The following is a 25,230-nucleotide window of genomic DNA, read 5'->3' on the forward strand; positions in this document are numbered from 1 at the left end:
TTGCGTGCCGTCGCGTCAGCCGACGAGCCGTCCGCGTCGCACGCGCAGCCCCTTTTTCGCGAGCGCCGGCGCCAGGCCGCCGATTGCGCCGATCGTGCCCAGCGTACTGCCGCTGTGCGCATGGCAGATCGCCATCCCGAGCGCGTCGGCCGCGTCGCTGCCGGGCTGGCCGGTGAGGTTGAGCAGCCGCGTGACCATCTCCTGCATCTGCGACTTGGTCGCGCGCCCGTAGCCGACGACGGCCTGCTTCAGTTGCAGCGCGGTGTATTCGGCGACCGGCAGGCCGCCGGAGACGAGTCCGCAGATCGCGGCGCCGCGCGCCTGGCCGAGCAGCAGCGTCGACTGCGGGTTCACGTTGACGAACACCTGCTCGATCGCGGCCTGATCGGGCGCGTGTTCGCGCACGAGCGTCGATACGCCCTGGAAGATCGTGCCGAGCCGCGTGGCCAGGTCGGCCGTCGGCGTGCGGATCACGCCGCTTGCGACATAGGCGAGCCGGTGGCCGCTGACGTCGATGACGCCGAAGCCGGTGACGCGCAGGCCGGGGTCGATGCCGAGAATTCGCATGAGTGAGGAGAAAAACCAGATGCAGCGATACTACAACGAATGGTGCGCGGCGCCGGCCACACTGTCGCGTGCGCCGGCGATACGCAATAAAAAACCCGGCGGGTGCGATGCCGCCGGGTTTGCGTGCGGCGGCCGCGCGGGCCGCGTGCGATCAGTGACGGAAGTGACGCACGCCCGTCAGGATCATCGCGATGCCGTGCTCGTCGGCTGCCGCGATCACTTCGTCGTCGCGCATCGAGCCGCCCGGCTGGATCACGCAGGTCGCGCCTGCCGCCACGACGACGTCGAGACCGTCGCGGAACGGGAAGAACGCATCCGACGCGACGGCCGAGCCGGCCAGCGTGAGGCCTGCGTTCTGCGCCTTGATGCTCGCGATGCGCGCGGAATCGACCCGGCTCATCTGGCCTGCGCCGACGCCGAGCGTCATGCCGTTGCCGCAGAACACGATCGCGTTCGACTTCACGTACTTCGCGACGCGCCATGCGAACAGCAGGTCGTCCATTTCCTTCGCGCTCGGCTGGCGCTTCGTGACGACGCGCAGCTCGCTCGGCTGCACGTTCTTCGAATCGAGCGACTGCACGAGCAGCCCGCCGCCCACGCGCTTCAGGTCGAATGCGTTATGGCCGTCGCCGAGAGCGATCTCAAGCAGACGCACGTTCTGCTTCGCGGCGAACACCTGCTTCGCGGCGTCCGAGAACGACGGCGCGATCAGCACTTCGACGAACTGCTTGGCTACCGCCTGCGCGGCCGTCTCGTCGACTTCGCGATTGAACGCGATGATGCCGCCGAACGCCGACGTCGGATCGGTCTGGAACGCCTTCGCGTACGCGTCGGCCGAGTCGTTGCCGACCGCGACGCCGCACGGGTTCGCATGCTTGATGATCACGCAGGCCGGCACGTCGAACGTCTTCACGCATTCCCACGCCGCGTCCGAATCCGCGATGTTGTTGTACGACAGCTCCTTGCCCTGCAGCTGGCGGTAGTTCGCCAGTGCGCCGGCCGGCGCCGCGAGGTCGCGGTAGAACGCGGCGCTCTGGTGCGGGTTCTCGCCGTAGCGCAGGTCCTGCACCTTGTCGAACGCCATGTTCAGCGTCGCCGGATACGCGCTGCGCGACGCGTGCTGCAGCTCGTCGGTCAGGCTCGTCAGGTAGTTCGTGATCGCGCCGTCGTACTGCGCGGTGTGCGCGAACACCTTCGTCGCGAGGCGGAAGTTGGTCGCGTAGCCGATCGCGTTGCCGTTCGCCTTCATTTCGTCGAGCACGACCGCGTAGTCGGCCGGATCGACGACGACCGTCACGTCGCGATGGTTCTTCGCGGCCGAGCGCAGCATCGTCGGGCCACCGATGTCGATGTTCTCGATCGCGTCGGCGAGCGTGCAGTCGTCCTTCGCGATCGTCGCGACGAACGGATACAGGTTCACGACCAGCAGGTCGATCGTCGGGATGTCGTGCTGCTCCAGCGCCTGCATGTGCTCGGGCAGGTCGCGGCGGGCGAGGATGCCGCCGTGCACCTTCGGGTGGAGCGTCTTCACGCGCCCATCGAGCATTTCCGGAAAGCCCGTGTAATCGGCCACTTCGGTAACGGGCAGGCCCGCGTCGGCGAGGAGTTTCGCGGTGCCGCCGGTCGACAGCAGCTTGACGCCGAGGTCGGACAGCGACTTCGCGAAGTCGACGATGCCGGTCTTGTCGGAAACGGAAATGAGCGCTTGCTTGATCATGATGGAACCACCAATAGCCAGGGAAACGGGGACGGGACGGCCGGCCTACAGCAGGCCGTGCTGCTGCAGCTTCTTGCGCAGCGTATTGCGATTGATGCCGAGGTACTCGGCGGCGAGCGACTGGTTGCCGCCGGCCTGTACGAGCACGACCTCGAGCATCGGCTTTTCGACGCAGGACATCACCATTTCATAGACGTCGTGCGGATTGGAGCCGTCTAGATCCCGGAAATACACGTCCAGGCTCTCGCGGACACATTGTTCGATGTTGTGCTTGCTCATGCTGCTAACTGGTTATGGTCGTCCGACTCGCCCTGGCCGTTTTCCTCTTCGTCATCGACGTAGACGAGGTGGTCCGACAGCGCCTTTTGCGCCTCGAAGAATGCATTGACGGCGGCGAGCTGCTCGCGGGTGGAATCGAGCGTGTTCATCCTGTGCCGGAACCCGTTGGCACCGGAAAGGCCGCGAGTGTACCAGCCGATGTGCTTGCGCGCAGTACGGACTCCCGTGAATTCACCGTAGAACGCGTAGTGGTCTTCCAGGTGTTCGTTCATCACGTGCTGGATCTCGTCGATCCGCGGCGGGGGCAGCAGCTCGCCGGTTTGCAGGAAATGATCGATTTCACGGAACAGCCACGGCCGGCCTTGCGCGGCGCGACCGATCATCAGTGCGTCGGCGCCGGTTGCGTCGAGCACGGCCTTCGCTTTCGCCGGCGATGTGATGTCGCCGTTCGCGACGACCGGGATGCGCACGGCCGCCTTCACGGCCGCGATGGTGTCGTATTCGGCGTCGCCGCGGTAGAGGTCGGCACGCGTGCGGCCGTGCACGGTCAGCATCGAGATGCCGGCCGCTTCGGCGAGGCGCGCGACCGTGATCGCGTTCTTGTGCTCGCGATCCCAGCCGGTGCGGATCTTCAGCGTGACGGGCACCGCATCCGGCCCTGTGCCGACCGCCGCGACGACGGCCTCGACGATCCGCTGCACGAGCGGCTCGTTCTGCAGCAGCGCGGAGCCGGCCGCGACGTTGCAGACCTTCTTTGCCGGGCAGCCCATGTTGATGTCGATGATCTGCGCGCCGTTGTCGACGTTGTAGCGGGCCGCTTCGGCCATCATCGCCGGATCGGCGCCGGCGATCTGCACCGCGATCGGCTCGACCTCGCCTTCGTGGTTCGCCCGCCGCATCGTCTTCGCGCTTTTCCACAGCTGCGCATTGGACGCGACCATCTCGGACACGGCGTATCCGGCGCCCAGCCGCTTGCACAGCTGGCGGAACGGACGATCCGTCACGCCGGCCATCGGCGCGACGAACAGGTTGTTACGCAAAACGTGAGAGCCGATAACGGGCATCGCAATGGCACCGCCCGCGAGCGCCGGGCGTCGCGGGCAAAAAAAGGCGGAGGGAAAACGCGCATTTTACCGTATTCCCATGCCCCGCCGATTTGACCCGGTTTGCGTGATCCCGCTGCGCGCAACCGACGTGCGCAACTGACGTGCGCAACCGATGCGCGATGCGCCGCGCGTCAGTTGCGCTGGCCGAACATCATCTGGCGCGCGATCGCCTTCTTCAGCGGCGGCACGAATTCGAGCACGGTGAGCGCCGCGCCGCGCAGCAGCGGAAGGGGGCCGGCCTCGACCGTGAACAGGCGCGCGAGCGTGTCGGTCGCGCCGATCGTGAAGCGCCGGTCGAGTGCGCGCCGCGCGTTGAAGGTCGCGAGCGCGGTTGCCTCGAAGCCTTGCGTGGACAGCGCGTCGACGAGCGTGTGCGCATCGCGCAGCCCGAGGTTGAGGCCCTGGCCGGCGACCGGATGCAGCGTTTGCGCGGCATTGCCGACGATCGCGATGCGTCCGTTGACGAGCGTCTGCGCCGCGTTCAGCCCGAGCGGGAACGATGCGCGCCCGGCGACGGCGACGAACTGACCCATGCGTTCGCCGAACGCGGCGCCGAGTTCGCGCAGGAACTCGGCGTCGGGGAGGGCGGCGCGGCGGGCTGCTTCGTCGGGCATGCAGCACCACACGAGCGAATAGTCGGCCTGGCGCGGGCCGCCAAGCGGCAACAGCGCGAGCGGGCCTTCGTGCGTGAAGCGTTCCCACGCGACGTTCGGGCGCGGCGCCGAGACCGTGACCGTGCCGACGATCGCGGTCTGACCGTAGTCCCGGCGATGCTTGCCGGTCTCGGCCTGCTGTTCGTGGAACAGCCCGCCTTCCGCGTTGATGACGATGCGCGCGCGCAGCGTGCGCTCGCCTTGCGGGCCGTCGAGCGTCAGCGTGACGCCGTCGGCGTCCTGTTGCGGCGCGCGGGCGGTGGTCGACGTGAGCCAGTCGACGCGCGTGCCGCGCACCGCCTGCGCGAGCGCCTGCACGATCGAGCCGTAGCGCACCACGTAGCCGAGCGCGACGAGGTCGTGCTCGTCCCGGTCGATCACCGTGCGGCCGAAATGACCGCGCTGCGACACGTGGATGTGTTCGATCGGCGTCGCGTCGCCCGGCCACGCGAGCGTGTCGAGCAGCACGCGGCTGCCGTGCGACACGGCGATCGCGCGCGGATCGTTCGCGCTCGCGGCCGGCTCGCGCGCGTCGATCAGCGCGATCGATGCGTGCTGCGTCGCGCTGCGTCGTGCGAGCCAGCCGGCGAGCGCGAGCCCGACGGGGCCCGCGCCGACGATGGCAAGGTCGTAGTCCGGCGTGGCCGGGGAGGAAGCGGTCGTCATCAGTGTTCGTGAAACGGGGTAACGGTCAACGGCGGATCGGCGAGATCGATGGCAGCCTGCAGCACGCTCAGGCGCCGTGCGCCGCGCCCGCGCGCATCAGCGCCTCGATCTCGGCGGCGGCCACCGGCACGTCGCGCGTGATCAGCTCGCAACCGTGCTCGCGCACGATCGCGTCGTCTTCGATGCGGATGCCGATGTTCCAGTATTCGGACGGCACGTCGTCGGCTGCCCGCACGTACAGGCCCGGCTCGACGGTGAGCGTCATGCCGGGTTTGAGCGTACGCCACGGCAGCGCGCCGTTGGCGTCGCGCTCGGCGAGCCGCTCGCGGTAGTCGCCGCAATCGTGCACGTCCATGCCGAGCCAGTGGCCGGTGCGGTGCATGTAGAAGCGGGCGTACGCGCGCTCGGCGATCACGTCGTCGACGCTCGAGAAGCGAGTCTTGGGGATGATGCCGGTATCGAGCAGCCCCTGCGCGAGCACGCGCACGGCTGCGTCGTGCGGCGCCTCGAACGGCACGCCCGCGCGCGTCGCGTCGATCGCGGCCTGCTGCGCGGCGAGCACGATGTCGTACAGCGTGCGCTGCGCGGGCGAGAAGCGCCCGTTGGCCGGGAACGTGCGCGTGATGTCCGACGCGTAGCCGTCGAGTTCGCACGCGGCATCGATCAGGATCAGGTCGCCGTCCTGCGCGGCCGCGTTGCCGGCCGGGTAGTGCAGCACGCACGCATTCGCGCCGGCCGCGACGATCGAGCCGTACGCGGGTGCCTGCGCGCCATGCTTGCGGAACGTATAGAGCAGCTCGGCCTCGAGTTCGTATTCGCGGATTCCCGGGCGGCACACCTGCATCGCGCGGCGATGCGCGAGCGCGGAGATGTGCGCGGCGCGCATCATGATCGCGAGCTCGTGTTCGTCCTTCACGAGCCGCATGTCGTCGAGCAGCGGCGTGAGGTCGAGCATCGCGTCCGGCGCGGCGACACCCGCGCGCGCCTGCGCGCGCACCGCATCGATCCAGCCGGCGAGCTGGCGGTCGAACTCGGCCGATGTGCCGAACCGGTAGTGCACGGTGCCCGCATCGGCGAGCAGCCTCGGCATTTCGGTGTCGATCACGTCGACCGCGTAGGCCGTGTCGAAACCGAACGCATCGCGCGCGGCCTCGGGCCCGTAATGAAAGCCTTCCCAGATCTCGCGGTCGGCATTCTTCGCGCGGCAGAACAGGATCGATTCCGGCGCGCCGTGCCCGGCCGCGTTCAGCACGAGCACGGCGTCCGGCTCGGTGAAGCCCGTCAGGTAATGGAAGTAGCTGTCATGCCGGTACGGAAAGGCCGTATCACGGTTGCGCAGCATTTCCGGCGCGGTGGGGACGATGGCGACGCCGCCGCCCGCGGCGCGCAGTGCGGCAAGCACGCGTTCACGGCGCTGGCGGTAGACGTCGACGGCGATGGCGGTATCGAGGGGCGCATTCATTCGTGCGATTGTAGCGCCGCCGGACGCGGCGCGTGAGAGCGGTGGCCGCAAGCCACGCCGGACGGGGCTCGGCGACGGCTGTTGCAAACCATCCACAGGCCGTACGGGCGATTTTCTACCCGGCCACGCCGGCCGGTTATGATCGACGACAACGTATACTCTCGGCGGTTCCCTTAAAAAGGCAGATGATGAAATTAATCGGTTCGCTCAGCAGCCCGTACGTCCGCAAGGCGCGGATCGTGCTTGCTGAAAAGAAGATCGACTACAAGCTGGAGCTCGAGAACGTGTGGGCGCCGGACACGAACATTCATGCATCGAATCCGCTCGGCAAGGTCCCGTGTCTCGTGATGGAAGATGGTGCCGCGGTGTTCGATTCCCGCGTGATCTGTGAATACGTCGATACGCTGTCGCCGGTCGGCAAGCTGATTCCGCCGTCGGGGCGCGAGCGTGTCGAAGTGCGTTGCTGGGAAGCGCTGGGCGACGGCGTGCTCGACGCGGCCGTCGCCCTCCGTCTCGAACACACGCTGCGTGACGAAGCACAGCGCAGCGCGAGCTGGGTCGCGCGCCAGCAGCGCAAGATCGACGACGGCCTCGTCGCGATGTCGCAGGGCCTCGGCGGCAAGACGTGGTGCGTCGGTAATCATTACACGCTCGCCGACATCGCACTCGGCTGTGCGCTCGGCTATCTCGACTTCCGGATGCCCGAGCTCAACTGGCGCGACCGCCATCCGAACCTCGACAAGTATTTCGCGAAGCTGTCGCAGCGGCAGACGTTCGCCGACACGCTGCCGCCAGCCTGACGTGCCGGCTGCGGATCGAGCAGACAAGAGAAAAGCGCCCTGCGGGGCGCTTTTCTCTTTGGCGGATCGCCCGGGCGACGGGCGATCGCACGTCTGACGCGTTACTCGATCGACGCGTAAACGGTTTCGCCGAGCACGAACGAATCGCTGCGCGCGATCGGCCACCACTGGTCGTACAGCGAATAGCCGCAGGTCTGGCCGTCTAGCAGCGCGCCGGGCTTCATGTACTTCAGCAACTGCGACATCAGCCGTACCTCGTGCGGCGCGACGCGCTGCACGATGTGATGCGCGCGCAGCTCGGACGGATGGCCGAGGCCGGCCGCTTGCACGAGTTCCTGCAGCGCATGCAGCGTATTGCGGTGGAAGTTGTACACGCGCTCGGCCTTGTCCGGCACGACGAGGGCGCGCTGGCGCACCGGGTCCTGCGTGGCGACGCCGGTCGGGCAGCGGTCGGTGTGGCAATGCTGTGCCTGGATGCAGCCGACCGCGAACATGAAGCCGCGTGCCGAATTCACCCAGTCCGCGCCGATCGCGAGCGTGCGCGCGATGTCGAACGCGGTGATGATCTTGCCGCTCGCGCCGATCTTCACGCGATCGCGCACGCCGATCCCGACCAGCGTGTTGTGCACCAGCAGCAGCCCTTCCTGCAGCGGCACGCCGACGTGGTCGGTGAATTCGAGTGGCGCGGCGCCGGTGCCGCCTTCCGCGCCGTCGACGACGATGAAGTCGGGCACGATGCCCGTCTCGATCATCGCCTTCGCGATCCCGAAGAACTCCCACGGATGGCCGATGCACAGCTTGAAGCCGGTCGGCTTGCCGCCCGACAGCGTGCGCAGCCGCTCGACGAATTCGAGCAGCCCGCGCGGTGTCGAGAATTCCGAGTGCGTCGCGGGCGAGATGCAGTCCTTGCCCATCGGCACGCCGCGCGTCTCGGCGATCTCGGGCGTGATCTTCGCGGCCGGCAGCACGCCGCCGTGGCCGGGCTTCGCGCCTTGCGACAGCTTGATCTCGATCATCTTGACCTGCGGATCGGCGGCCTGCTTCGCGAACTTGTCCGGGTTGAACGTGCCGTCTTCGCTGCGGCAGCCGAAGTAGCCGGACGCGATTTCCCAGATGATGTCGCCGCCGTTCTCGCGGTGGTACTTCGACAGCGAGCCTTCACCGGTGTCGTGCGCGAAACCGCCTTTCTTCGCGCCGAGGTTCAGCGAGCGGATCGCGTTCGCGGACAGCGAGCCGAAGCTCATCGCCGAGATGTTGAAGATCGAGATGTCGTAGGGCTGCGCGCGGTTTGCGCCGACCCGGATGCGGAAGTCGTGGTTCGGCAGCTTCGTCGGCGCGAGCGAGTGGCTGATCCATTCGTGCGCGACGGCCTTCACGTTCAGTTCGGTGCCGTACGGGCGGTTGTCGGCGACATTCTTCGCGCGCTGGTAGACGAGGCTGCGCTGCGCGCGCGAGAACGGTTTCTCGTCGGTGTCGTCCTCGACGAAATACTGGCGGATCTCGGGGCGGATGAACTCGAACAGGAAGCGGAAATGGCCCCAGAGCGGGTAATTCCGCAGGATCGCGTGATGGTCCTGTTTCAGGTCGTACAGGCCGAGCGCGACGAGGGCGACGGGGATGATGATCCACAGCCAGGAAAGCACGTGGATCGACGCGAGGGCGGCCGCGGCAACGAGCAACAGCACGGCGCACCACATCGCGAGGTAGCGTCTGGACAGCATAGGGACTCCATAAGAATCTTGAAATGCCGCCATGCGTACGCTGCGCGGCGGCGCACCGGCCGCGGCGGAATCGTGTTCCGCCGGGCGCGGCGTGGCGCAAGTCTAAACCGAATGGATGTCAGCGTGCTTCGGCCAGCGCGCCCGCGTGGCCGGTCGCCGCTGCCGGCGCCGTCTGGCCGGGCTGGCCGGTGGCCGCGAACTCGATGATGCCGCCGCCCAGGCAGATCTCGCCGTCGTACAGCACGGCCGACTGGCCGGGCGTCACCGCCCATTGCGCGTCGTCGAACGCGAGCGAGAAGCGCTCGCCGTCGGTCTGGCCGAGCGCCGCCGGGCCGAATGAGCACGCGGCGTCGGCCTGCCGGTAGCGCGTCTTGGCACCGCACGCGAAGCCTTCGGCCGGCGGCTCGCCCGCGACCCAGCTCACGTTGCCGGCGACGAGCTGGCGCGACAGCAGCCACGGATGGTCGTGGCCCTGCACGACGTACAGCGTGTTCGACGCAATGTCCTTCGCGGCGACGAACCACGGCTCGCCGCTGCCGTCCTTGCTGCCGCCGAGGCCGATGCCCTTGCGCTGGCCGAACGTGTAGAACGCGAGGCCGATGTGCTCGCCGACCACCTTGCCGTCCGGCGTCTTCATCGGGCCCGGTTTCGTCGGAAGATAACGGTTCAGGAAGTCGCGGAACGGCCGTTCGCCGATGAAGCAGATGCCCGTCGAGTCCTTCTTCTTCGCGTTCGGCAGGCCGATCTGCGCGGCGATCTCGCGCACCTTCGTCTTCGGAATCTCGCCGAGCGGGAACATCGTCTTCGACAGTTGCGCCTGGTTCAGCCGGTGCAGGAAGTACGACTGGTCTTTCGTATGATCGAACGCCTTCAGCAGTTCGAAGCGACCGTCGCGCTCGCGCACGCGCGCGTAGTGGCCGGTCGCGATCATTTCCGCGTCGAGCGACATCGCGTGATCGAGGAACGCCTTGAACTTGATCTCGGCGTTGCACAGCACGTCGGGGTTCGGCGTGCGGCCGGCCGAGTATTCGCGCAGGAATTCGGCGAACACGCGGTCCTTGTACTCGGCCGCGAAGTTCACCGCTTCCACGTCGATGCCGATCAGGTCGGCGACCGACACGACGTCGATCCAGTCCTGGCGCGTCGAGCAGTATTCGCCGTCGTCGTCGTCTTCCCAGTTCTTCATGAACAGGCCGACCACGTCGTACCCTTGTTCCTTCAGCAGCCACGCGGTCACCGACGAATCGACGCCGCCCGACATGCCCACTACTACACGGCGCTTGGTCATTTGCTTACCGCCTGGCGGTCGAATGCATCCGGACGCGGCGCGACCGAATGCGTATGCACGAAATCGAGCGGAATGCGCCGCCCGGCGAGATAGTCGTCGACGCAGCGCATCACCGCGGGCGAGCGGTGGCGCTCGCTGCACGCGCGCAGTTCGTCGGCGCTCATCCACAGCGTGCGGACGATGCCGTCGTCGAGCACGTGGCCCGGCAGCGGCTCGCCGGCCGTGCCGCAGAACGTGAAGCGCAGGTAGGTCGCGCCGGCGGTGCCGGGGCGGTCGTAGTGCGCGAGATAGACGCCGACGAGCGCGTCGGGCACGAACGGATGCGCGGTTTCCTCGAGCGTCTCGCGGATCACGGCGTCGGCGAGCGTCTCGCCGGCTTCGAGATGCCCGGCCGGCTGGTTGATGCGCAGGCCCGTGGAGGTTTCTTCCTCGATCACGAGAAAGCGACCGGCGCGCTCGACGAGCGCTGCAACGGTCACATGCGGGGTCCAGATTTCGGGTTTCATGGTTCGGCATTTTACCGGTTGCGCCCGGACGCTGCCGGCCCCATCGTTAGACGAATCCGACCCTGCTCATTCGTGTTGCCGCGCCGGGCGCTCGATTTGCTGCTGCGCGTGTCGGCGGCGCGGCGCGGCCGCGCGCGGCGAACGGCCAGGGCGCAAGTACGAAGCGGAGACGCTTAATCGCGCCCCTATTTTTCACGGTGCGACGATCGTCGCGACGCAGGCGGCGATCGTGTCCCGCACGCGCACGATCGCCGGGGCGCGCTGCGTGCTCGTGCGCCAGCCGATCTCCACCGGGTAGTGCGGCAGCTCGACCGGGCACGCGAGTGCGCGCAATGACGTCGACTGCGCGATCGCTCGGCATCGACGTGCCGGGCTGGGATCCCGAGCGGCCGCTGATCCGCGGCGGCAGTGTGATCGTCGGGCCGCTCGGCGACCTGCTGACGGAGCCGCTGATCGGCGAGGCCGGCCTCGTGACCGCGCGCATCGATACCGACGAACTCGTGCGTGCGCGTTACGACTTCGACGTGGTCGGGCACTATGCGCGCGCCGACGTGTTTTCGCTGCACGTCGACGAGCGGCCGAAGCGGCCGGTGGTGTTCGAGGGCTGACAGGTGTTGCCGGGGCGCCGACGCCCCGGCGCGCGAAGGACGGCGGGGCCGGTGGGGCGGCATCCGGCATGCCGCCGCCGCGCGCGTCAGCGCATCGGCGCTTCCGCGATCCGCATGTAGTCGGCGATCCGCCGGCCTTCCATGTCCGGAAACTGCTCGTGCACGGTGATGTCGCCCATCCGCGCGATATCGAAGGTGCGGAAGTCGCCGCGCAGTTCGCACCACGCGCCGATCGTCCAGCGTCCTCCCCAATAGACGAGCCCGAGCGGCCACACGCGGCGCCGCGTGTGCGCGCCGAGCCGGTCGCGATAGTCGAAGCTGACGATGTGGTGCGTGTCGACCGCCTGGTGGATCGCGTCGACCTTCGCGCAGAACGTCTCGTCGATGTGGAACGACGGCGCGAACACCGGCAGGCGGTCGAGCGCCGTGCGCTTGTCGGCCGGCATCGCCGATGCGATCTTCGCGAGCGCCGAGCGCGCACCACCCGCGAAGCGGGCGCCGCCCCAGGTCTCGAGCATCCGCGCGCCGACGGCGAGCGCCGCGAGTTCCTCGGCCGTGAACGTGAGCGGCGGCAGGCTCGCGTTGCGGTTCAGCCGGTAGCCGATGCCGGCCTCGCCTTCGATCGGCACCCCTGACAGTTGCAGGTCGCGCACGTCCCGATAGACCGTGCGCGGCGACACTGACAGCCAGTCGGCGAGCTGCTGCGCGGTCGTGAGACGCCGACCGCGCAACAGCTCGGCGATCTGGAACAGGCGGTCGGCACGGCGCGTCATGGCTGCACCTCGACTCCAACGGCGACGGGAACTTCGCGATGATAGCGCCGCGCCGGCCGGATCGTGGACGCGCTCAGTGGCATTTCGGTGCGTGCAGGCCGACGCGGTTGCCTTCGGTATCGATCAGGTAGCCGATGTAGCCGTAGTTGTTCGGCAGCTCGATGACCGAGCCCTGCACGACGCCGCCCGCGCGTTTCGCGCGTTCGAGCGCCGCGACGACCGACTCGCCGGCGTTCAGATAGACGAGCACGCCGTTCGCGCTCGGCTTCATCTGCTGCGGATCGAACACGATGCTGCCGCCCGTGCTCGATGCTTCGTGATCGAACATGGCCATCGGCACGCCGCCGATGACTTCGCGTTGCAGCGTCGTTTGCAGCACGGTTTCGTAGAAACGGATCGCCCGGTCGAAATCGAGGGACGGGATGTCGAACCACGCGATCGCACTTTCGAGGGTTGCGGATGCAGTTGCAGTTGCGGACGTCATGACGAGTTCCTTGTCTTGTTCGGGTTGTTGATGGAAACCAGCCTTGCATTGCGCCGGGATTGCAGTGTGATCGGACGCTGCTGACAGCGTGCTGTCAGTAGTCATGGCGGTGCTGACGAAAGGCGGCTTCGGCGGCTTCGCCGGCGTCCCGGCCGGGCGGCACCGTGTGGGACGAGCGGATCGACGGCGGATCGAAGCGCGGCGGCCGTAGCACCGCCGCGCATCGGCGCGCATCGCCGCCGCGCAACGAAAAACGCCCGGCGGATGCCGGGCGTCGTCAGGGTGTCAGCAGGCGGCCGCAGCGGCCGCTTCGCGTGTCAGGCGTCGCCTTCCGGCGCGGCCGGGCGTGCCTTCACGCTGCCGGCGATCAGGTCGAAGCGGAACAGCCGGCATTCGAGCGCGCCGTTGAACAGCGGCGTCTTCGCCGACTCGCGCAGGCGCAGCAGGCCCGGCAGCGACCGGTCCGACGTCAGCAGGAACGCCTGCCAGCCCGTGAAGCGCTGCTTGAGCGCATCGCCGAGCGCGTTGAAGAACTCGCTGTCCGGCGCGTCGGTGTGGGTGCGGCGGAATGCGTCGTCGTTGTCGCGGTTGCGGCCCGTCTCGCGTACCTCGCCGCGCGCACTGCGGCCGCGCACCTCGATCCGCTCGCCGTACGGCGGGTTCGCGAGGATGATGCCCGGGCCGTCGCACGGCGGCGTCATGCCGCGCGCGTCGACCTGCTTGAGCCACACCGACGGTACGCCCGCACGCTCGAGGTTCGCGCGCGCCTTCTCGAGCATGTCGCCGGAGATGTCGCTGCCGTACACGCCGAGCGCCTCGCGCTTGCCGCGCGCCGCGCGCTTCGCGTCGAGCGCCGGGACCTTCAGGCCCTGCCATGCGGTGATGTCGTACTGCTTGAGCTTTTCGAAGCCGAAGCGGCGCTCGACGCCCGGCGCGACGCCGAGCGCGATCTGCGCGGCTTCCGCCAGGAACGTGCCGCTGCCGCACATCGGGTCGTACAGCGCGGTGCCGGGCGTCCAGCCCGTCAGGCGCAGGATGCCGGCCGCGAGGTTCTCGCGCAGCGGCGCCGCACCCTTGTCGAGGCGCCAGCCGCGCTTGAACAGCGGCTCGCCCGACGTATCGAGGTACAGCGTGCACTCGGTGGCCGTCAGGAACGCGAACACGCGCACGTCCGGCGCGCCGGTGTCGATGCTCGGTCGCGCGCCGGTCTTCTCGCGCATCCGGTCGCAGATCGCGTCCTTCACGCGCAGCGTCGTGAATTCGAGGCTCTTCAGCGGCGACTTGATCGCGGTGATGTCGATGCGCAGCGTCTGCGTCGCGGCGAACCAGCGTTCCCACGGCTGCTCGAGCGCGAGCGCGTAGACGTCCTGTTCGTTGCGGTACGGGCGGTGCGCGATCTTCAGCAGGATCCGGCTGGCAATCCGCGAATGGAGGTTCGCGGCCATGCCGGCGGCCCAGCCGCCGCGGAAATGAACGCCGCCCGGCACCTGCGCGCCCGCAGTGAACGGCGCGCCGTCCAGATGGCGGCCGGCGATTTCGGCCAGCTCGGCGGCAAGCACCGCTTCGAGGCCGCGCGGGCAGGGAGCGAAGAATTCGTACAGGGTGGGCGAGGACATAAGGCGGGTGAGGGCGTGCAAAAGTCCACCATTGTACGCGGCGCGGGCGGCCGCGGCCGGTGTTGCGTCCGATTCGGGACGCCGGCGCGCGTGCGCCGGCGCGCCCGCGGGCCGGGCAGTCCGCGCGGCGGCGCCCTGGCGGGCGCCGCGCTACCGTCGCGCGGTCAGTGCGAGTCCGGCTGGCCGGCCCGCGCGGCCGGGGCGCCGGCCGGCCAGAACAGCGCGGACGGCTTCGACAGCACCGTGCGGACGATCGCGCCGACCAGCGCGCGCACCTTGGCGCGGCGCAGGCTGCGCGAGCGCACGGCCATCGTGAACGCGAGCGCGAAGCTCACGAGCACGTTGAGGATCGCCATGCTCAGCACGCCGGCGCAGGCCCACCACAGCTCCGGCGTACTCAGCGCGTCCTTGCCGAGCACGCCGAGCGCGATCCCGATCGAGCCGGCCGACAGCGTCACGTGCCGCACCTCGAACGGGAACAGGAACACGGTGACGATCGCCGGCACCAGGCCGAGCATCAGGCCGAGGCCGACGTTCGCGACCACGCCCGCGACGTTCGACCGGCAGAAATGCGCGAGCTTCGCGGCGCCCGACGCGCCGAGCGTGAGCCGCAGCCGGCGGTTGTACGTGAGCGCGTCGCCGACCCGGTGCAGCACGAACCAGTTGTCGGCCCAGCCCGCGAGCAGGCTCGACGACCACAGCAGCACGCCCGTGAGCGCGGCATAGAACGGCGTCGGGCCCAGCAGCGAGAACGAATGCAGCGTTGCGTGCGCCTTTTCCGGCGAGATCAGGTTGCCGTGCAGCAGGTGGCCCGCGAACAGCTGCACGAGCAGGCACACGGGCAGCACGACGAGCACGTTGCCGCAGATCGCCGCCGCCTGCGTGCGGATCAGCGCGATCACCGACGCGACGAACGCCTTCACGCCTTCGTCGTGACCGGTTGCGTCGAGCTCGCGCGCGAGCGTCGGCGCGGTCATCGCGGGCTGCTTGGTCGCGAGCGTGAAGTGCAGGAAGTGCATCAGCATGAAGCTCGCCGCGTAGTTGATGCCCGCGAGCAACCCTTCGAGCACCGACTGCAGGTGCGCGCCGGTGATCGCGAACTTCACGCACACGGTCGCGACGGTGACGAGGCCGCCGCCCGCGGCCATCCGCAGCATCTTCAGGTATTCGGCGCGGCCGCGCGAGATGTAGTGCTCGCCGGTGTCCGCGTTGGTCTCGACCAGCTTGCGCGCGAACAGCGAGAAGTTGCTGCGCACGAGGTGCGACACGCTCTGGCTGTTCTGGTTCGCATCGACGAGCTCGGCCGTCAGGCGCGCCATGCCATGCAGGTCGTCGCGCGCCATCCAGGCGTTGAGCAGCGTTTCGGCGCGCAGGATGCGCATGCGCATCCGTTCGACCTGGAACACGATGTCGACCGACACGCCGTTGCGGTACAGGTGCGAGAACACGTCGTCGACCGCGGTCCGGCATTCGTCGAGCAGCACGCGCAGATAGTTCACCTCGTGCAGCAGCTTGCTCGAATCGCCGCCGTCCTCGACGGCCGCGTGCGCGGTCTCGACCGCGAGCATCGCGCGCGTGAGGCGGTAGAACGGCTGCGTTTCGAGCGGCTTGCGCGCGTCGTCGTCGGACAGGCGGTTGCGCACCGTCTGCGACAGGCCGGTCGAGCTGATCTGGCAGGTCAGGTTGTGCAGCGCGGCCAGCAGGTCGCGCGAGAACGAGCCGGGCTCATGGCGTTCTTCGTCGGTGACGTCGTACGCGTTCAGATCGGCGAGGCGGGCGAGCAGGTCGTCGGGCAGCGCGTCGATCCATTGCGCGTCTTCCGGCGCCGGGAACATCAGCGTGAACAGCGCGGTCAGCTCGCGGCGGTTCGGCGCGGGCGGGATCAGCGACGAGTCGATCCGCTCGAACAGCGCGCCGAAGAAGCCGGAATGCACCGGCATCCCCGCGTCGCACAGCAGCGAGATGCCGTCGCATTCGCGCAGGATCCCGCGCAGGATGCGCGCCGCGTGCGATTTCCACACGGGATTGCGGTCGAGCACGTGGAACAGGTAGCGCAGCCGCGCGTGTGCCGGATAGGTGCGCGTGTCGGCGTCGTGCTCGGTCGTCGCGTCCGGCGCGGCCTGCATCGTGCCGCTGCGGCGCAGCCAGTGCGCGAGCTCGATCAGCCATTCGCTGCGCTCGGCGTACGACGCGTTTGCGTCGGCATGCGCGAGCAGCGCGTCGAGCTGGTGGCCCGTACTGCGCGACGCGCGCCACTTCTTGATCAGGGTCGTCAGGGAACGAAACATAAACGGAATAGCGAAAGCCCTGGACGGGCGGTTTCGGGGTGCCGGCCGGAAACGACACGGCACGGCGCCGGGGGAACGGTAAGGCTGGTCTGGGGCCGGAAAATACGCGGCGACCCGCGATGCGGCTGCCGCGACGCGGTGCACGCGGATCGCGTGCGGGCGCCCGGGAGACGCGGCGACCGGACCGGACACGGGCGGATCGCCGCCGGCTGGCGCGCACGACAGGCGGCGCGAGCCGGAAAGTGCGTAGGATCGTCAATCGGGCGCGAAAACGCAAGTCGACCGTATGGCGTGGCGCCGGTTCCGGCGGATTTTGACAAACAGTGCAAAGCGGCCGTCCGGCCGATGGAGGGTGCGCGGGGGCGGCTGCTCGGCGATGGCAGCGCGCGCGCGTGCGCGGCGGCGCGCACGCGGATCGCCGCCGATGAGCGCTATCGGGCGGCGCGTGCCGAATGCGGTGGCCGGTGCGAATACACCGGACGCCAGCCCGCGCGCCGCACGCTTACGCGCCGGACTTGCCGCTCGTGCCCGCGTCGCCGCCGGGCGTCGGATTGGCCGGACAGGGCAGCACGGGCGCGGTGGCCGTTGCCTTGGCCGACGCGGTCCGCGTGGCCGTCGCCATCGCATCGCGCTGCGCGGCCATCGCGCGCACGCCGGACGCAGCCTGCGACGCAATCACGTCGAGCGCGCGCCGGTGGCCGGCGACGAGCGCGTCGTAGCCATCCCCGACTGGTTCCGCGACGCTCGTGCGGCACGTCATCACCGCCTGCGTGCCGAGCGCGCGCACGCTCCACACCGCATCGATCGCCGCACGCTTGCCCGGCCAGGAATCGAAGCGCTGTAGGTTCACGCTGATCCGATAGACGGGCACGCCGACCGGGTACGCGGAATTCGCGACGTCGATCGTGCCGAGCTGCGCGGCGAGATCGTCGGACAGCGCGCGGCGGATCTCGTCGGCGGGCGGCGCGGCCCAGCGCTCCTGTTCGAGCACGTCGACCTGCGCGGCGTTCTTCTGTACGACGAGCTGGTTCTTCGCGACCTGTTCGGGCACGCCGACGGACGGCACCTCGATCAGGAAGGGCGGGTTGGCCGGCGCGGTGCGCACGGTGGTCGTGGCGCCGGCCGGGCTCAGCGTGTAGAACCGCGCGGGCGGCGAGCTGCACGCGGCGAGCGCGAGCACGGCGAAAGCCGCCGCCGCGCCGCTCGCGAAACCGTTCACGCGTGTCGTCATTGTTGGTCTCCTGGCTTGCCCTTGAGCAGCGATTCGGGGTGGCGCTCCAGATAGTCGGCGAGCGCGTTCAGGGATTGCAGCGTGCGCGTGAGCTCCTTCAGCGCGCCGCGCACGTCGGACTGCAGCGGCGAATCCTGCTGCAGCGTCGCCTCGGCGGTCGAGAAGGTCTGCTTCGCGGCCGACAGCGTGTCGCGCGCTTGCGGCGCGATCTGCGTGTCGAGCTGCTTGAACAGCTTGTCGGCGTTCGACAGCGCGCTGTTCAGGTTCGCGCCGATCTGGTCGAACGGCACCTTGTCGAGCTTCTTCGCGATGTCGGCGACCTGCAGCTGCAGCTCGTCGAGCGTGTTCGGCACCGTCGGCAGCTCCAGCAGCTGGCGTGTGGTGTCGATCGTCGCGGGCGGCGCCTTCGGGAAGAAGTCGAGCGCGACGTACAGCTGGCTCGTCAGCAGGTTGCCGGTGCGCAGCTGGCCGCGCAGCCCGTGCTTGACGAGGCGCTCGACGATGTCGCGGCGGGCCGGTTCGCCCTGGCTCTCGATGGTTTCGCGGAACCGCCGGCCGAGCCGCTCCGGATACACGTTCATCGTGACCGGCATCAGGAAGTTCTTGGTCTTCGGATCGTAGTCGATGCCGATGTTCGTCACTTCGCCGAGCACGATGCCGCGGAAGTCGACCGGCGCGCCCACGGCGAGCCCGCGCAGCGACTGGTTGAAGTTCATCACGACCTGCAGCGGCTGGCCGTCCGGATCGCGCATCGCGTCGCCCTCGTCGGAGCCGAGGCGGAAGGTCGTGTTGTTCGGCGCGGTCGCACCGGTGCCCTGGTTGGGCGGCGTCTGGAACGCGATGCCGCCGAGGATCACCGTCGCGAGCGACTGCGTGTTCAGCTTCAGGCCGCTCGAATCGAGCCGCAGATCGACGCCGCTCGCCTGCCACCAGCGCGAGTTCACGCCGACGTACTGGTCGTACGGTGCATTGACGAACACGTTGAAGGTGACGCCCGTGCCGTCCTTGTCGAGGGAGAAGCCGACCACTTGTCCGACCTGCACGCGGCGGTAGTAAACCGGCGAGCCGATGTCGACGGAGCCGAGCGAATCGCCGCGCAGCACGTACTGCGTGCCCTTCTGGTCGCCGGTCACGGCCGGCGGGGATTCGAGCCCGGTGAAGTCGGTCTGCGTGTCCTGCCCGTGGCCGCCGTCGACGCCGATATACGCGCCCGACAGCAGCGTGCCGAGCCCCGACACGCCGGTCGCGCCGACGCGCGGACGCACGACCCAGAAGCGCGAGCCCTTGACGGCGAAGTCCTCGGCTTCCTTCTTCAATTGCACCTGGACGAGCACGCGCGACAGGTCTTTCGACAGCTTGATCGTCTTGACCATGCCGATCTCGACGTCCTTGTACTTGACCTGCGTCTTGCCCGGCTCGAGGCCTTCCGCGCTGTGGAAGCTGATCGAGATTTCCGGGCCGCGTTCGCGCACGGACTTGACGACGAGGCCGATGCCGATCAGCGCGGCGATCAGCGGCACGAGCCAGACGAGCGACGGCAGCCAGCCGCTTTTCGTCGAGATCGACGGGTCGGGCGGCCGGGACGCGTCGTGCTGCGGGCCTTGCGGACTATTCATGGTGTTTCCCTGAGGTTTCGACTGGATCCCAGATCAGGCGGGGATCGAACTGCATCGACGCGAGCATCGTCAGGATCACGACCGAGCCGAACGCGAGTGCGCCGGGGCCGGCCGTGATGACGGCGAGCGAACGGAAATGGACGAGCGCGACGGTCAGCGTCACGACGAAGATGTCGAGCATCGACCAGCGGCCGATCCGCTCGACGATCCGGTACAGCCGCGTGCGCTGCAGCGGCCGCCACGTGGTGCGGCGCTGCGAACTGATCACGAGGATCAGCAGCACGCCGAGCTTGAGCATCGGCACGAGAATGCTGGCGACGAACACGACGACGGCGAGCGGCCAGTCGCCCGACGTCCAGAAATAGATGACGCCGCTCATGATCGTGTCTTCCTGCGAGCCGACGATCGACGAGGTGCGCATGATCGGCAGCAGGTTCGCCGGGATATAGAGGATCGCGGCCGCGAGCAGCAGCGCCCAGGTGCGCATGATGCTGTCCGGCGTACGGAAATGGAGCGTGCTGCCGCAGCGCGCGCAACGCGCATGCGGATGATCGATCGTCTGCACGAGCCCGCATGCGTGGCAGCTGGCGTAGCCCTCGCGGGCCGCGTTCGGCGTCGTCATCGGCGCGGGTCTTGCGGCGGCGCGGCGGCGTCGGGCCGCCCGGGCGCGCGGCCGGCGCGCAGTTCGTCGGCGATGTCCCACAGCGTGCGCGGATCGAACATCAGCACGACGGCGGTCATCAGCGTGAGCGCGCCGAACGCGAACAGCGCGGCGTCGGGCACGACGCGCGCGAGGCTCACCATCTTCACGATCGTCACGACGATGCCGAGCATCAATACCTCGATCATCCCCCACGGCCGCACGAGCTGGATCGTGCGCAGCACCAGGTTGAGGCCCGGCGGCACGACGCCGCGGCGGATCGGCAGCAGCACGTAAAGCAGCGCGGCCATCTCGACGAGCGGAAACAGCACGGTCGAGCAGAACACCATGACACCGACGACTTCCATGCCCTGGTGCCACAGCGACTCGATCGCGCCGATCAAGGTCGTCTGCACGCGCGTGCCGTTCAGGTCCATCTCGAGGATCGGGAACGTCTGCGCGATGACGAACGTGACCAGTGCCGCGACCGCGAGCGCGCTGATGCGCTCGATCTGTGTGGTGCTGTTGCGGTAGAGCAGTGCGTCGCAGCGCGGACAGCGCGCGATTTCGCGACCGCTCAGGCGCGGTTTATGCAACAGTGCGTCGCATTCGTGGCAGGCAATCAGGTCGTATCGTTGCATGGAGGAGGCGGTTGCGTGACGGCAGAAACGTACGCCGACGGGGCCGAAACCCGCGCCAATCTTACCAAAACGGCTCTTTCGGCGCGTCAATGTTCCGCTATCGGGTGACCGATCGGTAACATGGCGTGAGCATGGCGGCCGGCTGGCGCGCCTGTCCTCAGAGTCCGCGCAGGACAAAAGGTTGCGGTAGCATGGCGGCCGTGGCAAGCGTCGGACGAATTTACCGGCGCGGCCGTTCGCTCAACTGAGGAAACCAAGATGGCATCGAATTCGCTGCCGGCCCGGCCGGCACGTTACACGCAGACCGCGATCGCGCTGCACTGGCTGATCGCGCTGCTGATCATCTGCGGCTTCGCGCTCGGCTGGGTGATGACGGACATCCCCGGTTTCACGCCGACCAAGCTGAAGTATTTCTCGTGGCACAAGTGGATCGGCGTGACGGCGTTCGCGCTGGCCGTCGTGCGCGTGCTGTGGCGTGCGACCCATGCGTCGCCGGCACTGCCGGGCAATACGCCGGCATGGCAGCGGGCGGCGTCGCACGGCGTGCACGTCCTGCTGTACGTGCTGATGCTCGTGATCCCGATTACCGGCTACCTGTACAGCTCGGCGTCGAACATCCCGGTCGTCTACCTCGGCATCGTGCCGTTGCCGCGCCTGATCGATCCCGATCCGGTGTTGAAGGAAACGTTCAAGACGCTTCATGTGTCCTTGAATTACATTTTGCTTGCGCTCGTTTCGCTGCACGTGCTCGCGGCGCTCAAGCACCAGTTGTTGGACCGCGACGGCCTGCTGTCGCGGATGCTTCCCTTTGCCAAATGAAGGATCCCATGAAAGTGTCTTTCTCCCGCTCCATGCTGACCGCGTTCGCCGCGGTGGCGCTTGTCGCGTCGGGTGCGGCGCACGCCGACGTCGATCTCGCGAAGAGCAAGGTGTCCGCCGTGTCCAAGCAGATGAACGTGCCGACCGAAGGCGCATTCAAGAAGTTCTCCGCGCAGGTGAAGTTCGACCCGGCGAAGGCCGCGCAGGGCAGCGCGCAGATGACGATCGATATCGCGAGCTTCGACCTGGGCGACAAGATGTACAACGACCAGGTCGCGGGCAAGGACTGGTTCGACGCGAAGACGTATCCGCAGGCGACCTTCGCGTCGTCGGCGATCGCGCCGGCGGGCGGCAACAAGTACAACGTGACCGGCAAGCTGACGATCAAGGGCAAATCCGAGACCGTCACGGTGCCCGTCACGGTCACGCAGAGCGGCGCGACGCAGACCTTCGACGGCGTATTGCCGATCAAGCGTTCGGCGTTCAACGTCGGCACCGGCGAGTGGAAGGACACGTCGATCGTCGCCGACGAAGTGCAGATCAAGTTCCATCTCGTCGCCACGAAGTAAGTGGCGCGCTGTTGCATTACCCGAATGCCGCGCGCGGGCGCGGCGCTGTTCAAAGGAGAATGAGTTTGAAAAAGCATCTGATCATCGCCGCCGGCGCGCTGGCCGCTTCGCTGTCGTTCTCGGCATTCGCCGACACCGCGACGTACCAGTTCGACCCGAGCCACACGTACCCGAGCTTCGAGGCCGACCACTTTGGCGGCCTGTCGGTCTGGCGCGGCAAGTTCGACAAGTCGAGCGGCACCGTGACGCTCGACCGCGCGGCGAAGACCGGTACGGTCGACGTGACGACCGACATCGCGTCGATCCACACGGGCAGCACGAAGCTCGACGAGCACCTGCAGACGGGCGAATTCTTCGACGCCGCCAAGTTCCCGCAGGCGAACTACAAGGGCACGATCAAGTTCGACGGCGACAAGCCCGTGTCGGTGGTCGGCAACCTGACGCTGCATGGCGTCACGAAGCCGGTCACGCTGAAGATCGACTCGTTCAAGTGCATGCCGCACCCGATGCTCAAGCGTGAAGTGTGCGGCGTCGACGCGGTCGGCGAATTCAGCCGCGACGATTTCGGCCTCGACTACGGCAAGCAATACGGCTTCAAGATGAAGACGAAGCTGCTGATCACGGCTGAAGCCGTCAAGCAGCAGTAAGACTCCCCGGCGAGGCCGGCCATCGTGCCGGCCCACGCAGGCAAACCGCCGCGCTCCCGTTACCGGGTCGCGGCGGTTTTTTTTGCGCGCCTATAATCGCCCGAGCGCAGCATGCGGCCATGCGGCGCCGGGCAGGCCGACGGCGCGACACCGGCCGCCTCGAACAGAACGTACAACGACAAGGAGATCGCCGATGCACGCCGTCACGCAGTCCCGCTCCATTGCCTCGTCGCCGCGCGTGTGGCGCGCGGTGGTCGCCGCGTCGATCGGCAACGCGCTCGAGTGGTTCGACCTCGTCGCCTACGGCTTCTTCGCGGTGACGATCTCGAAGCTGTTCTTCCCGGCCGGCAACGACACCGTGTCGCTGCTGCTCACGCTCGGCACGTTCGGCGTGTCGTTCTTCATGCGGCCGCTCGGCGCGATCGTGCTCGGCGCGTACGCCGACCGCGCGGGGCGCAAGGCCGCACTCACGCTGTCGATCCTGCTGATGATGGTCGGCACGCTCGTCATCGCGGTGCTGCCGACCTACCGGACGATCGGCGTCGCGGCGCCGGTGATCCTCGTCGCCGCGCGGCTGATGCAGGGGTTCTCTGCGGGCGGCGAATTCGGCAGCGCGACCGCGTTCCTGGCCGAGCACGTGCCGGCCCGGCGCGGCTTCTTCGCGAGCTGGCAGGTCGCGAGCCAGGGCCTCACGACACTGCTTGCCGCCGGTTTCGGCACCGTGCTGAACGCGCAGCTCACGGCCGACCAGATGGCCGCGTGGGGCTGGCGCATTCCGTTCTTCTTCGGGCTGCTGCTCGGGCCCGTCGCGTACTACATCCGCTCGAAGGTCGACGAGACGCCCGAATTCCTCGCGGCCGAAAGCACCGCGACCCCGTTGCGCGACACGTTCGCGTCGCACAAGGCGCGGCTCGTCGCCGCGATGGGCGTGGTCGTGCTCGGCACCGTCGCGACCTATCTCGTGCTGTTCATGCCGACCTACGGCGTGAAGCAGCTCGGCCTCGCGCCGTCGGCCGCGTTCGCGGCGATTCTCGTCGTCGGCGTGATCCAGATGGCGTTCGCGCCGCTCGTCGGCCACTGGTCGGATCGCTACGGCCGCGTGCGCGTGATGATCGCGCCGGCGCTCGGCATTCTCGTGCTGATCTATCCGGCGTTCGCGTACCTGGTCGCGCATCCGGGCTTCGGCACGCTGATCGCGCTGCAGGTGCTGCTCGCGTTCCTGATGACCGGCTATTTCGCGGCGTTGCCGGGCCTGCTGTCCGAAGTGTTTCCGGTGCAGACGCGCACGACCGGGATGTCGCTCGCGTATAACGTCGCGGTGACGATCTTCGGCGGCTTCGGGCCGTTCATCATCGCGTGGCTGATCCGTGCGACCGGGATGAAGACCGCGCCGAGCTTCTACCTGATGTTCGCGGCCGTGTTGAGCCTCGCGGCGCTGGTCGTGCTGCGGCGGCGGTTCGGGTTCCGGTGAAGTTGCGGTGACGCGGGCGGAGCGTCGAGCGCCACGCGCAAGAAAAAAGGCCGGTCCACGAGGGACCGGCCTTCTGGTATCAGCCGAAACGGCGCGGGCTCAAACCTGCGCGCCCGCGTTCGGATCGTCCGGATCGTGTGCGCCCTTCTTTTCCTTGATCAGGTCTTCGCGCTTGATGCCGAGCCACATCGCGAGCGAGCCCGCGACGAACACCGACGAGTAGATGCCGAACATGATGCCGACCGTCAGCGCGAGCGCGAAGTAGTGCAGCGTCGGGCCGCCGAAGAAGAACATCGACAGCACCATCATTTCCGTCGACGTGTGCGTGATGATCGTGCGCGACATCGTGGTCGTGATCGCGTGGTTGATCACTTCCGGCACGCTCATCCTGCGTTCGCGGCGGAACGTTTCGCGGATCCGGTCGAAGACGACGACCGACTCGTTGACCGAGTAGCCGAGCACCGCGAGGATCGCCGCGAGCACCGCCAGCGAGAACTCCCACTGGAAGAACGCGAAGAAGCCGAGAATGATGACGACGTCGTGCAGGTTCGCGATGATGCCGGCGACCGCGTACTTCCATTCGAAGCGGATCGACAGGTAGATCACGATGCCGATCACGACGCACGCGAGCGCGAGGAGACCGTCGGTCGCGAGCTCGCGGCCGACCTGCGGGCCGACGAACTCGACGCGCTGCAGCGACACGTCGGGGCTCTGCGCCTTCAGTGCGGTCATCACCTGATCGCTCTGCTGCGCGGACGTGAGGCCTTCCTTCAGCTGCAGGCGGATCAGCACGTTGCGCGACGTGCCGAAGTTCTGCACCTGCGCATCGGCGTAGCCGAGCTTGCCGAGCGTGGCGCGCACGGGTTCGAGCTGAGCGGCCTGCTGGTACTGGACCTCGATCACCGTACCGCCGGTGAATTCGACGGACAGGTGCAGCCCGCGGTGGAACAGGAAGAACACGGCGGCGAGGAACGTGACCAGCGAGATCACGTTGAACACCAGCGCGTGCCGCATGAACGGAATGTCTTTACGGATGCGGAAAAATTCCATGGCTTCGTCTCC

At 68.1% G+C, this 25,230-nt stretch carries 23 protein-coding genes and 2 pseudogenes; 6 read left to right on the plus strand and 19 right to left on the minus strand.

Going from position 1 to position 25,230, the window contains the following annotated elements; translation table 11 throughout:
• Positions 1-15 precede the first annotated feature (15 nt).
• The 6 genes from ruvC to SB786_RS14545 form a co-directional block, all read right to left on the minus strand.
• Positions 16-567, minus strand: coding sequence for a crossover junction endodeoxyribonuclease RuvC (ruvC, locus tag SB786_RS14520; protein WP_006751896.1), 552 nt, complete (start codon positions 565-567; stop codon positions 16-18).
• A 151-nt stretch (positions 568-718) separates the two neighbouring features.
• Positions 719-2,284 (minus strand): bifunctional phosphoribosylaminoimidazolecarboxamide formyltransferase/IMP cyclohydrolase, encoded by a 1,566-nt coding sequence (purH, locus tag SB786_RS14525; protein ID WP_175725935.1) that lies wholly within the window; start codon positions 2,282-2,284, stop codon positions 719-721.
• 45 nt (positions 2,285-2,329) lie between these two features.
• Entirely contained in the window at positions 2,330-2,563 is a 234-nt protein-coding gene (locus SB786_RS14530) for a Fis family transcriptional regulator (protein ID WP_006476892.1), read from the minus strand.
• Positions 2,560-3,627 (minus strand): tRNA dihydrouridine synthase DusB, encoded by a 1,068-nt coding sequence (dusB, locus tag SB786_RS14535; RefSeq protein ID WP_006751898.1) that lies wholly within the window; start codon positions 3,625-3,627, stop codon positions 2,560-2,562. The genes SB786_RS14530 and dusB overlap by 4 nt, the downstream gene beginning before the upstream one ends.
• Positions 3,628-3,800: 173 nt before the next feature.
• Positions 3,801-4,988: a UbiH/UbiF/VisC/COQ6 family ubiquinone biosynthesis hydroxylase gene (locus SB786_RS14540; protein WP_410728036.1), complete on the minus strand. Its 1,188-nt coding sequence runs from the start codon at positions 4,986-4,988 to the stop codon at positions 3,801-3,803.
• 67 nt (positions 4,989-5,055) lie between these two features.
• Positions 5,056-6,450 carry an aminopeptidase P N-terminal domain-containing protein gene (locus SB786_RS14545; protein WP_410728037.1) on the minus strand — a complete coding sequence of 465 codons (1,395 nt, stop codon included), beginning with the start codon at positions 6,448-6,450 and terminating at the stop codon, positions 5,056-5,058.
• A 185-nt stretch (positions 6,451-6,635) separates the two neighbouring features.
• Between SB786_RS14545 and SB786_RS14550 the strand changes: the two genes are divergently transcribed.
• The gene (locus tag SB786_RS14550) at positions 6,636-7,250 is read left to right on the plus strand and encodes a glutathione S-transferase family protein (protein WP_410728038.1); all 615 of its coding nucleotides are present in this window, start codon (positions 6,636-6,638) and stop codon (positions 7,248-7,250) included.
• Positions 7,251-7,351: 101 nt separating this feature from the next.
• Here the strand turns inward: SB786_RS14550 and SB786_RS14555 are convergent, their stop codons facing one another.
• The 4 genes and pseudogenes from SB786_RS14555 to SB786_RS14570 form a co-directional block, all read right to left on the minus strand.
• A complete protein-coding gene (locus SB786_RS14555) occupies positions 7,352-8,971 on the minus strand; it encodes an FMN-binding glutamate synthase family protein (RefSeq protein WP_410728039.1) in 1,620 nt (539 codons plus the stop codon).
• 118 nt (positions 8,972-9,089) lie between these two features.
• On the minus strand, positions 9,090-10,259 hold the full coding sequence (gene mnmA / locus SB786_RS14560; protein WP_410728040.1) for a tRNA 2-thiouridine(34) synthase MnmA: 1,170 nt from the start codon (positions 10,257-10,259) through the stop codon (positions 9,090-9,092).
• Positions 10,256-10,765 carry an NUDIX hydrolase gene (locus SB786_RS14565; RefSeq protein WP_175668759.1) on the minus strand — a complete coding sequence of 170 codons (510 nt, stop codon included), beginning with the start codon at positions 10,763-10,765 and terminating at the stop codon, positions 10,256-10,258. The genes mnmA and SB786_RS14565 overlap by 4 nt, the downstream gene beginning before the upstream one ends.
• Before the next feature lie 192 nt (positions 10,766-10,957).
• A pseudogene (locus SB786_RS14570) lies at positions 10,958-11,137 on the minus strand (LysR family transcriptional regulator); the annotation flags it as partial.
• On the opposite strand from SB786_RS14570, the pseudogene SB786_RS14575 reads away from it, so the two are divergent.
• Positions 11,113-11,373: pseudogene (locus SB786_RS14575) on the plus strand (carbon-nitrogen hydrolase family protein); the annotation flags it as partial. The pseudogenes SB786_RS14570 and SB786_RS14575 sit on opposite strands and share 25 nt — an antisense overlap.
• An 86-nt stretch (positions 11,374-11,459) precedes the next feature.
• Here the strand turns inward: SB786_RS14575 and SB786_RS14580 are convergent.
• From SB786_RS14580 to SB786_RS14615, 8 genes are all read right to left on the minus strand, one after another.
• Positions 11,460-12,146 (minus strand): helix-turn-helix transcriptional regulator, encoded by a 687-nt coding sequence (locus SB786_RS14580; RefSeq protein WP_006751907.1) that lies wholly within the window; start codon positions 12,144-12,146, stop codon positions 11,460-11,462.
• Between the two features lie 73 nt (positions 12,147-12,219).
• Positions 12,220-12,630, minus strand: a complete 411-nt coding sequence (locus SB786_RS14585; RefSeq protein WP_410728041.1) for a VOC family protein — start codon at positions 12,628-12,630, stop codon at positions 12,220-12,222.
• Between the two features lie 317 nt (positions 12,631-12,947).
• Entirely contained in the window at positions 12,948-14,246 is a 1,299-nt protein-coding gene (locus SB786_RS14590; protein WP_410728043.1) for a class I SAM-dependent RNA methyltransferase, read from the minus strand.
• Positions 14,247-14,410: 164 nt separating this feature from the next.
• Positions 14,411-16,534, minus strand: a complete 2,124-nt coding sequence (locus tag SB786_RS14595; RefSeq protein ID WP_410728044.1) for a site-specific recombinase — start codon at positions 16,532-16,534, stop codon at positions 14,411-14,413.
• A gap of 502 nt (positions 16,535-17,036) precedes the next feature.
• Positions 17,037-17,765: a membrane integrity-associated transporter subunit PqiC gene (locus SB786_RS14600; RefSeq protein ID WP_410728045.1), complete on the minus strand. Its 729-nt coding sequence runs from the start codon at positions 17,763-17,765 to the stop codon at positions 17,037-17,039.
• Positions 17,762-19,381: an intermembrane transport protein PqiB gene (locus SB786_RS14605; protein ID WP_006760293.1), complete on the minus strand. Its 1,620-nt coding sequence runs from the start codon at positions 19,379-19,381 to the stop codon at positions 17,762-17,764. The genes SB786_RS14600 and SB786_RS14605 overlap by 4 nt, the downstream gene beginning before the upstream one ends.
• A complete protein-coding gene (locus SB786_RS14610; RefSeq protein ID WP_006755489.1) occupies positions 19,374-20,003 on the minus strand; it encodes a paraquat-inducible protein A in 630 nt (209 codons plus the stop codon). Before SB786_RS14610 ends, SB786_RS14605 begins: the two co-directional genes overlap by 8 nt.
• Complete coding sequence (locus tag SB786_RS14615; RefSeq protein ID WP_410728046.1) at positions 20,000-20,662, minus strand: paraquat-inducible protein A; 663 nt, start codon at positions 20,660-20,662, stop codon at positions 20,000-20,002. Before SB786_RS14615 ends, SB786_RS14610 begins: the two co-directional genes overlap by 4 nt.
• A gap of 258 nt (positions 20,663-20,920) precedes the next feature.
• On the opposite strand from SB786_RS14615, the gene SB786_RS14620 reads away from it, so the two are divergent.
• From SB786_RS14620 to SB786_RS14635, 4 genes are all read left to right on the plus strand, one after another.
• Entirely contained in the window at positions 20,921-21,481 is a 561-nt protein-coding gene (locus SB786_RS14620) for a cytochrome b (RefSeq protein WP_410728047.1), read from the plus strand.
• Between the two features lie 8 nt (positions 21,482-21,489).
• Positions 21,490-22,050: a YceI family protein gene (locus tag SB786_RS14625; protein WP_006760289.1), complete on the plus strand. Its 561-nt coding sequence runs from the start codon at positions 21,490-21,492 to the stop codon at positions 22,048-22,050.
• 65 nt (positions 22,051-22,115) lie between these two features.
• Positions 22,116-22,697 (plus strand): YceI family protein, encoded by a 582-nt coding sequence (locus SB786_RS14630; protein WP_012363124.1) that lies wholly within the window; start codon positions 22,116-22,118, stop codon positions 22,695-22,697.
• A 193-nt stretch (positions 22,698-22,890) separates the two neighbouring features.
• A complete protein-coding gene (locus SB786_RS14635) occupies positions 22,891-24,168 on the plus strand; it encodes an MFS transporter (RefSeq protein ID WP_410728048.1) in 1,278 nt (425 codons plus the stop codon).
• Between the two features lie 99 nt (positions 24,169-24,267).
• Here the strand turns inward: SB786_RS14635 and secF are convergent, their stop codons facing one another.
• Complete coding sequence (gene secF, locus SB786_RS14640) at positions 24,268-25,218, minus strand: protein translocase subunit SecF (protein WP_410728049.1); 951 nt, start codon at positions 25,216-25,218, stop codon at positions 24,268-24,270.
• Positions 25,219-25,230 lie beyond the last annotated feature (12 nt).

The organism is Burkholderia sp. SIMBA_062 (assembly GCF_046534765.1).
GTDB classification, from domain to species: domain Bacteria; phylum Pseudomonadota; class Gammaproteobacteria; order Burkholderiales; family Burkholderiaceae; genus Burkholderia; species Burkholderia ambifaria.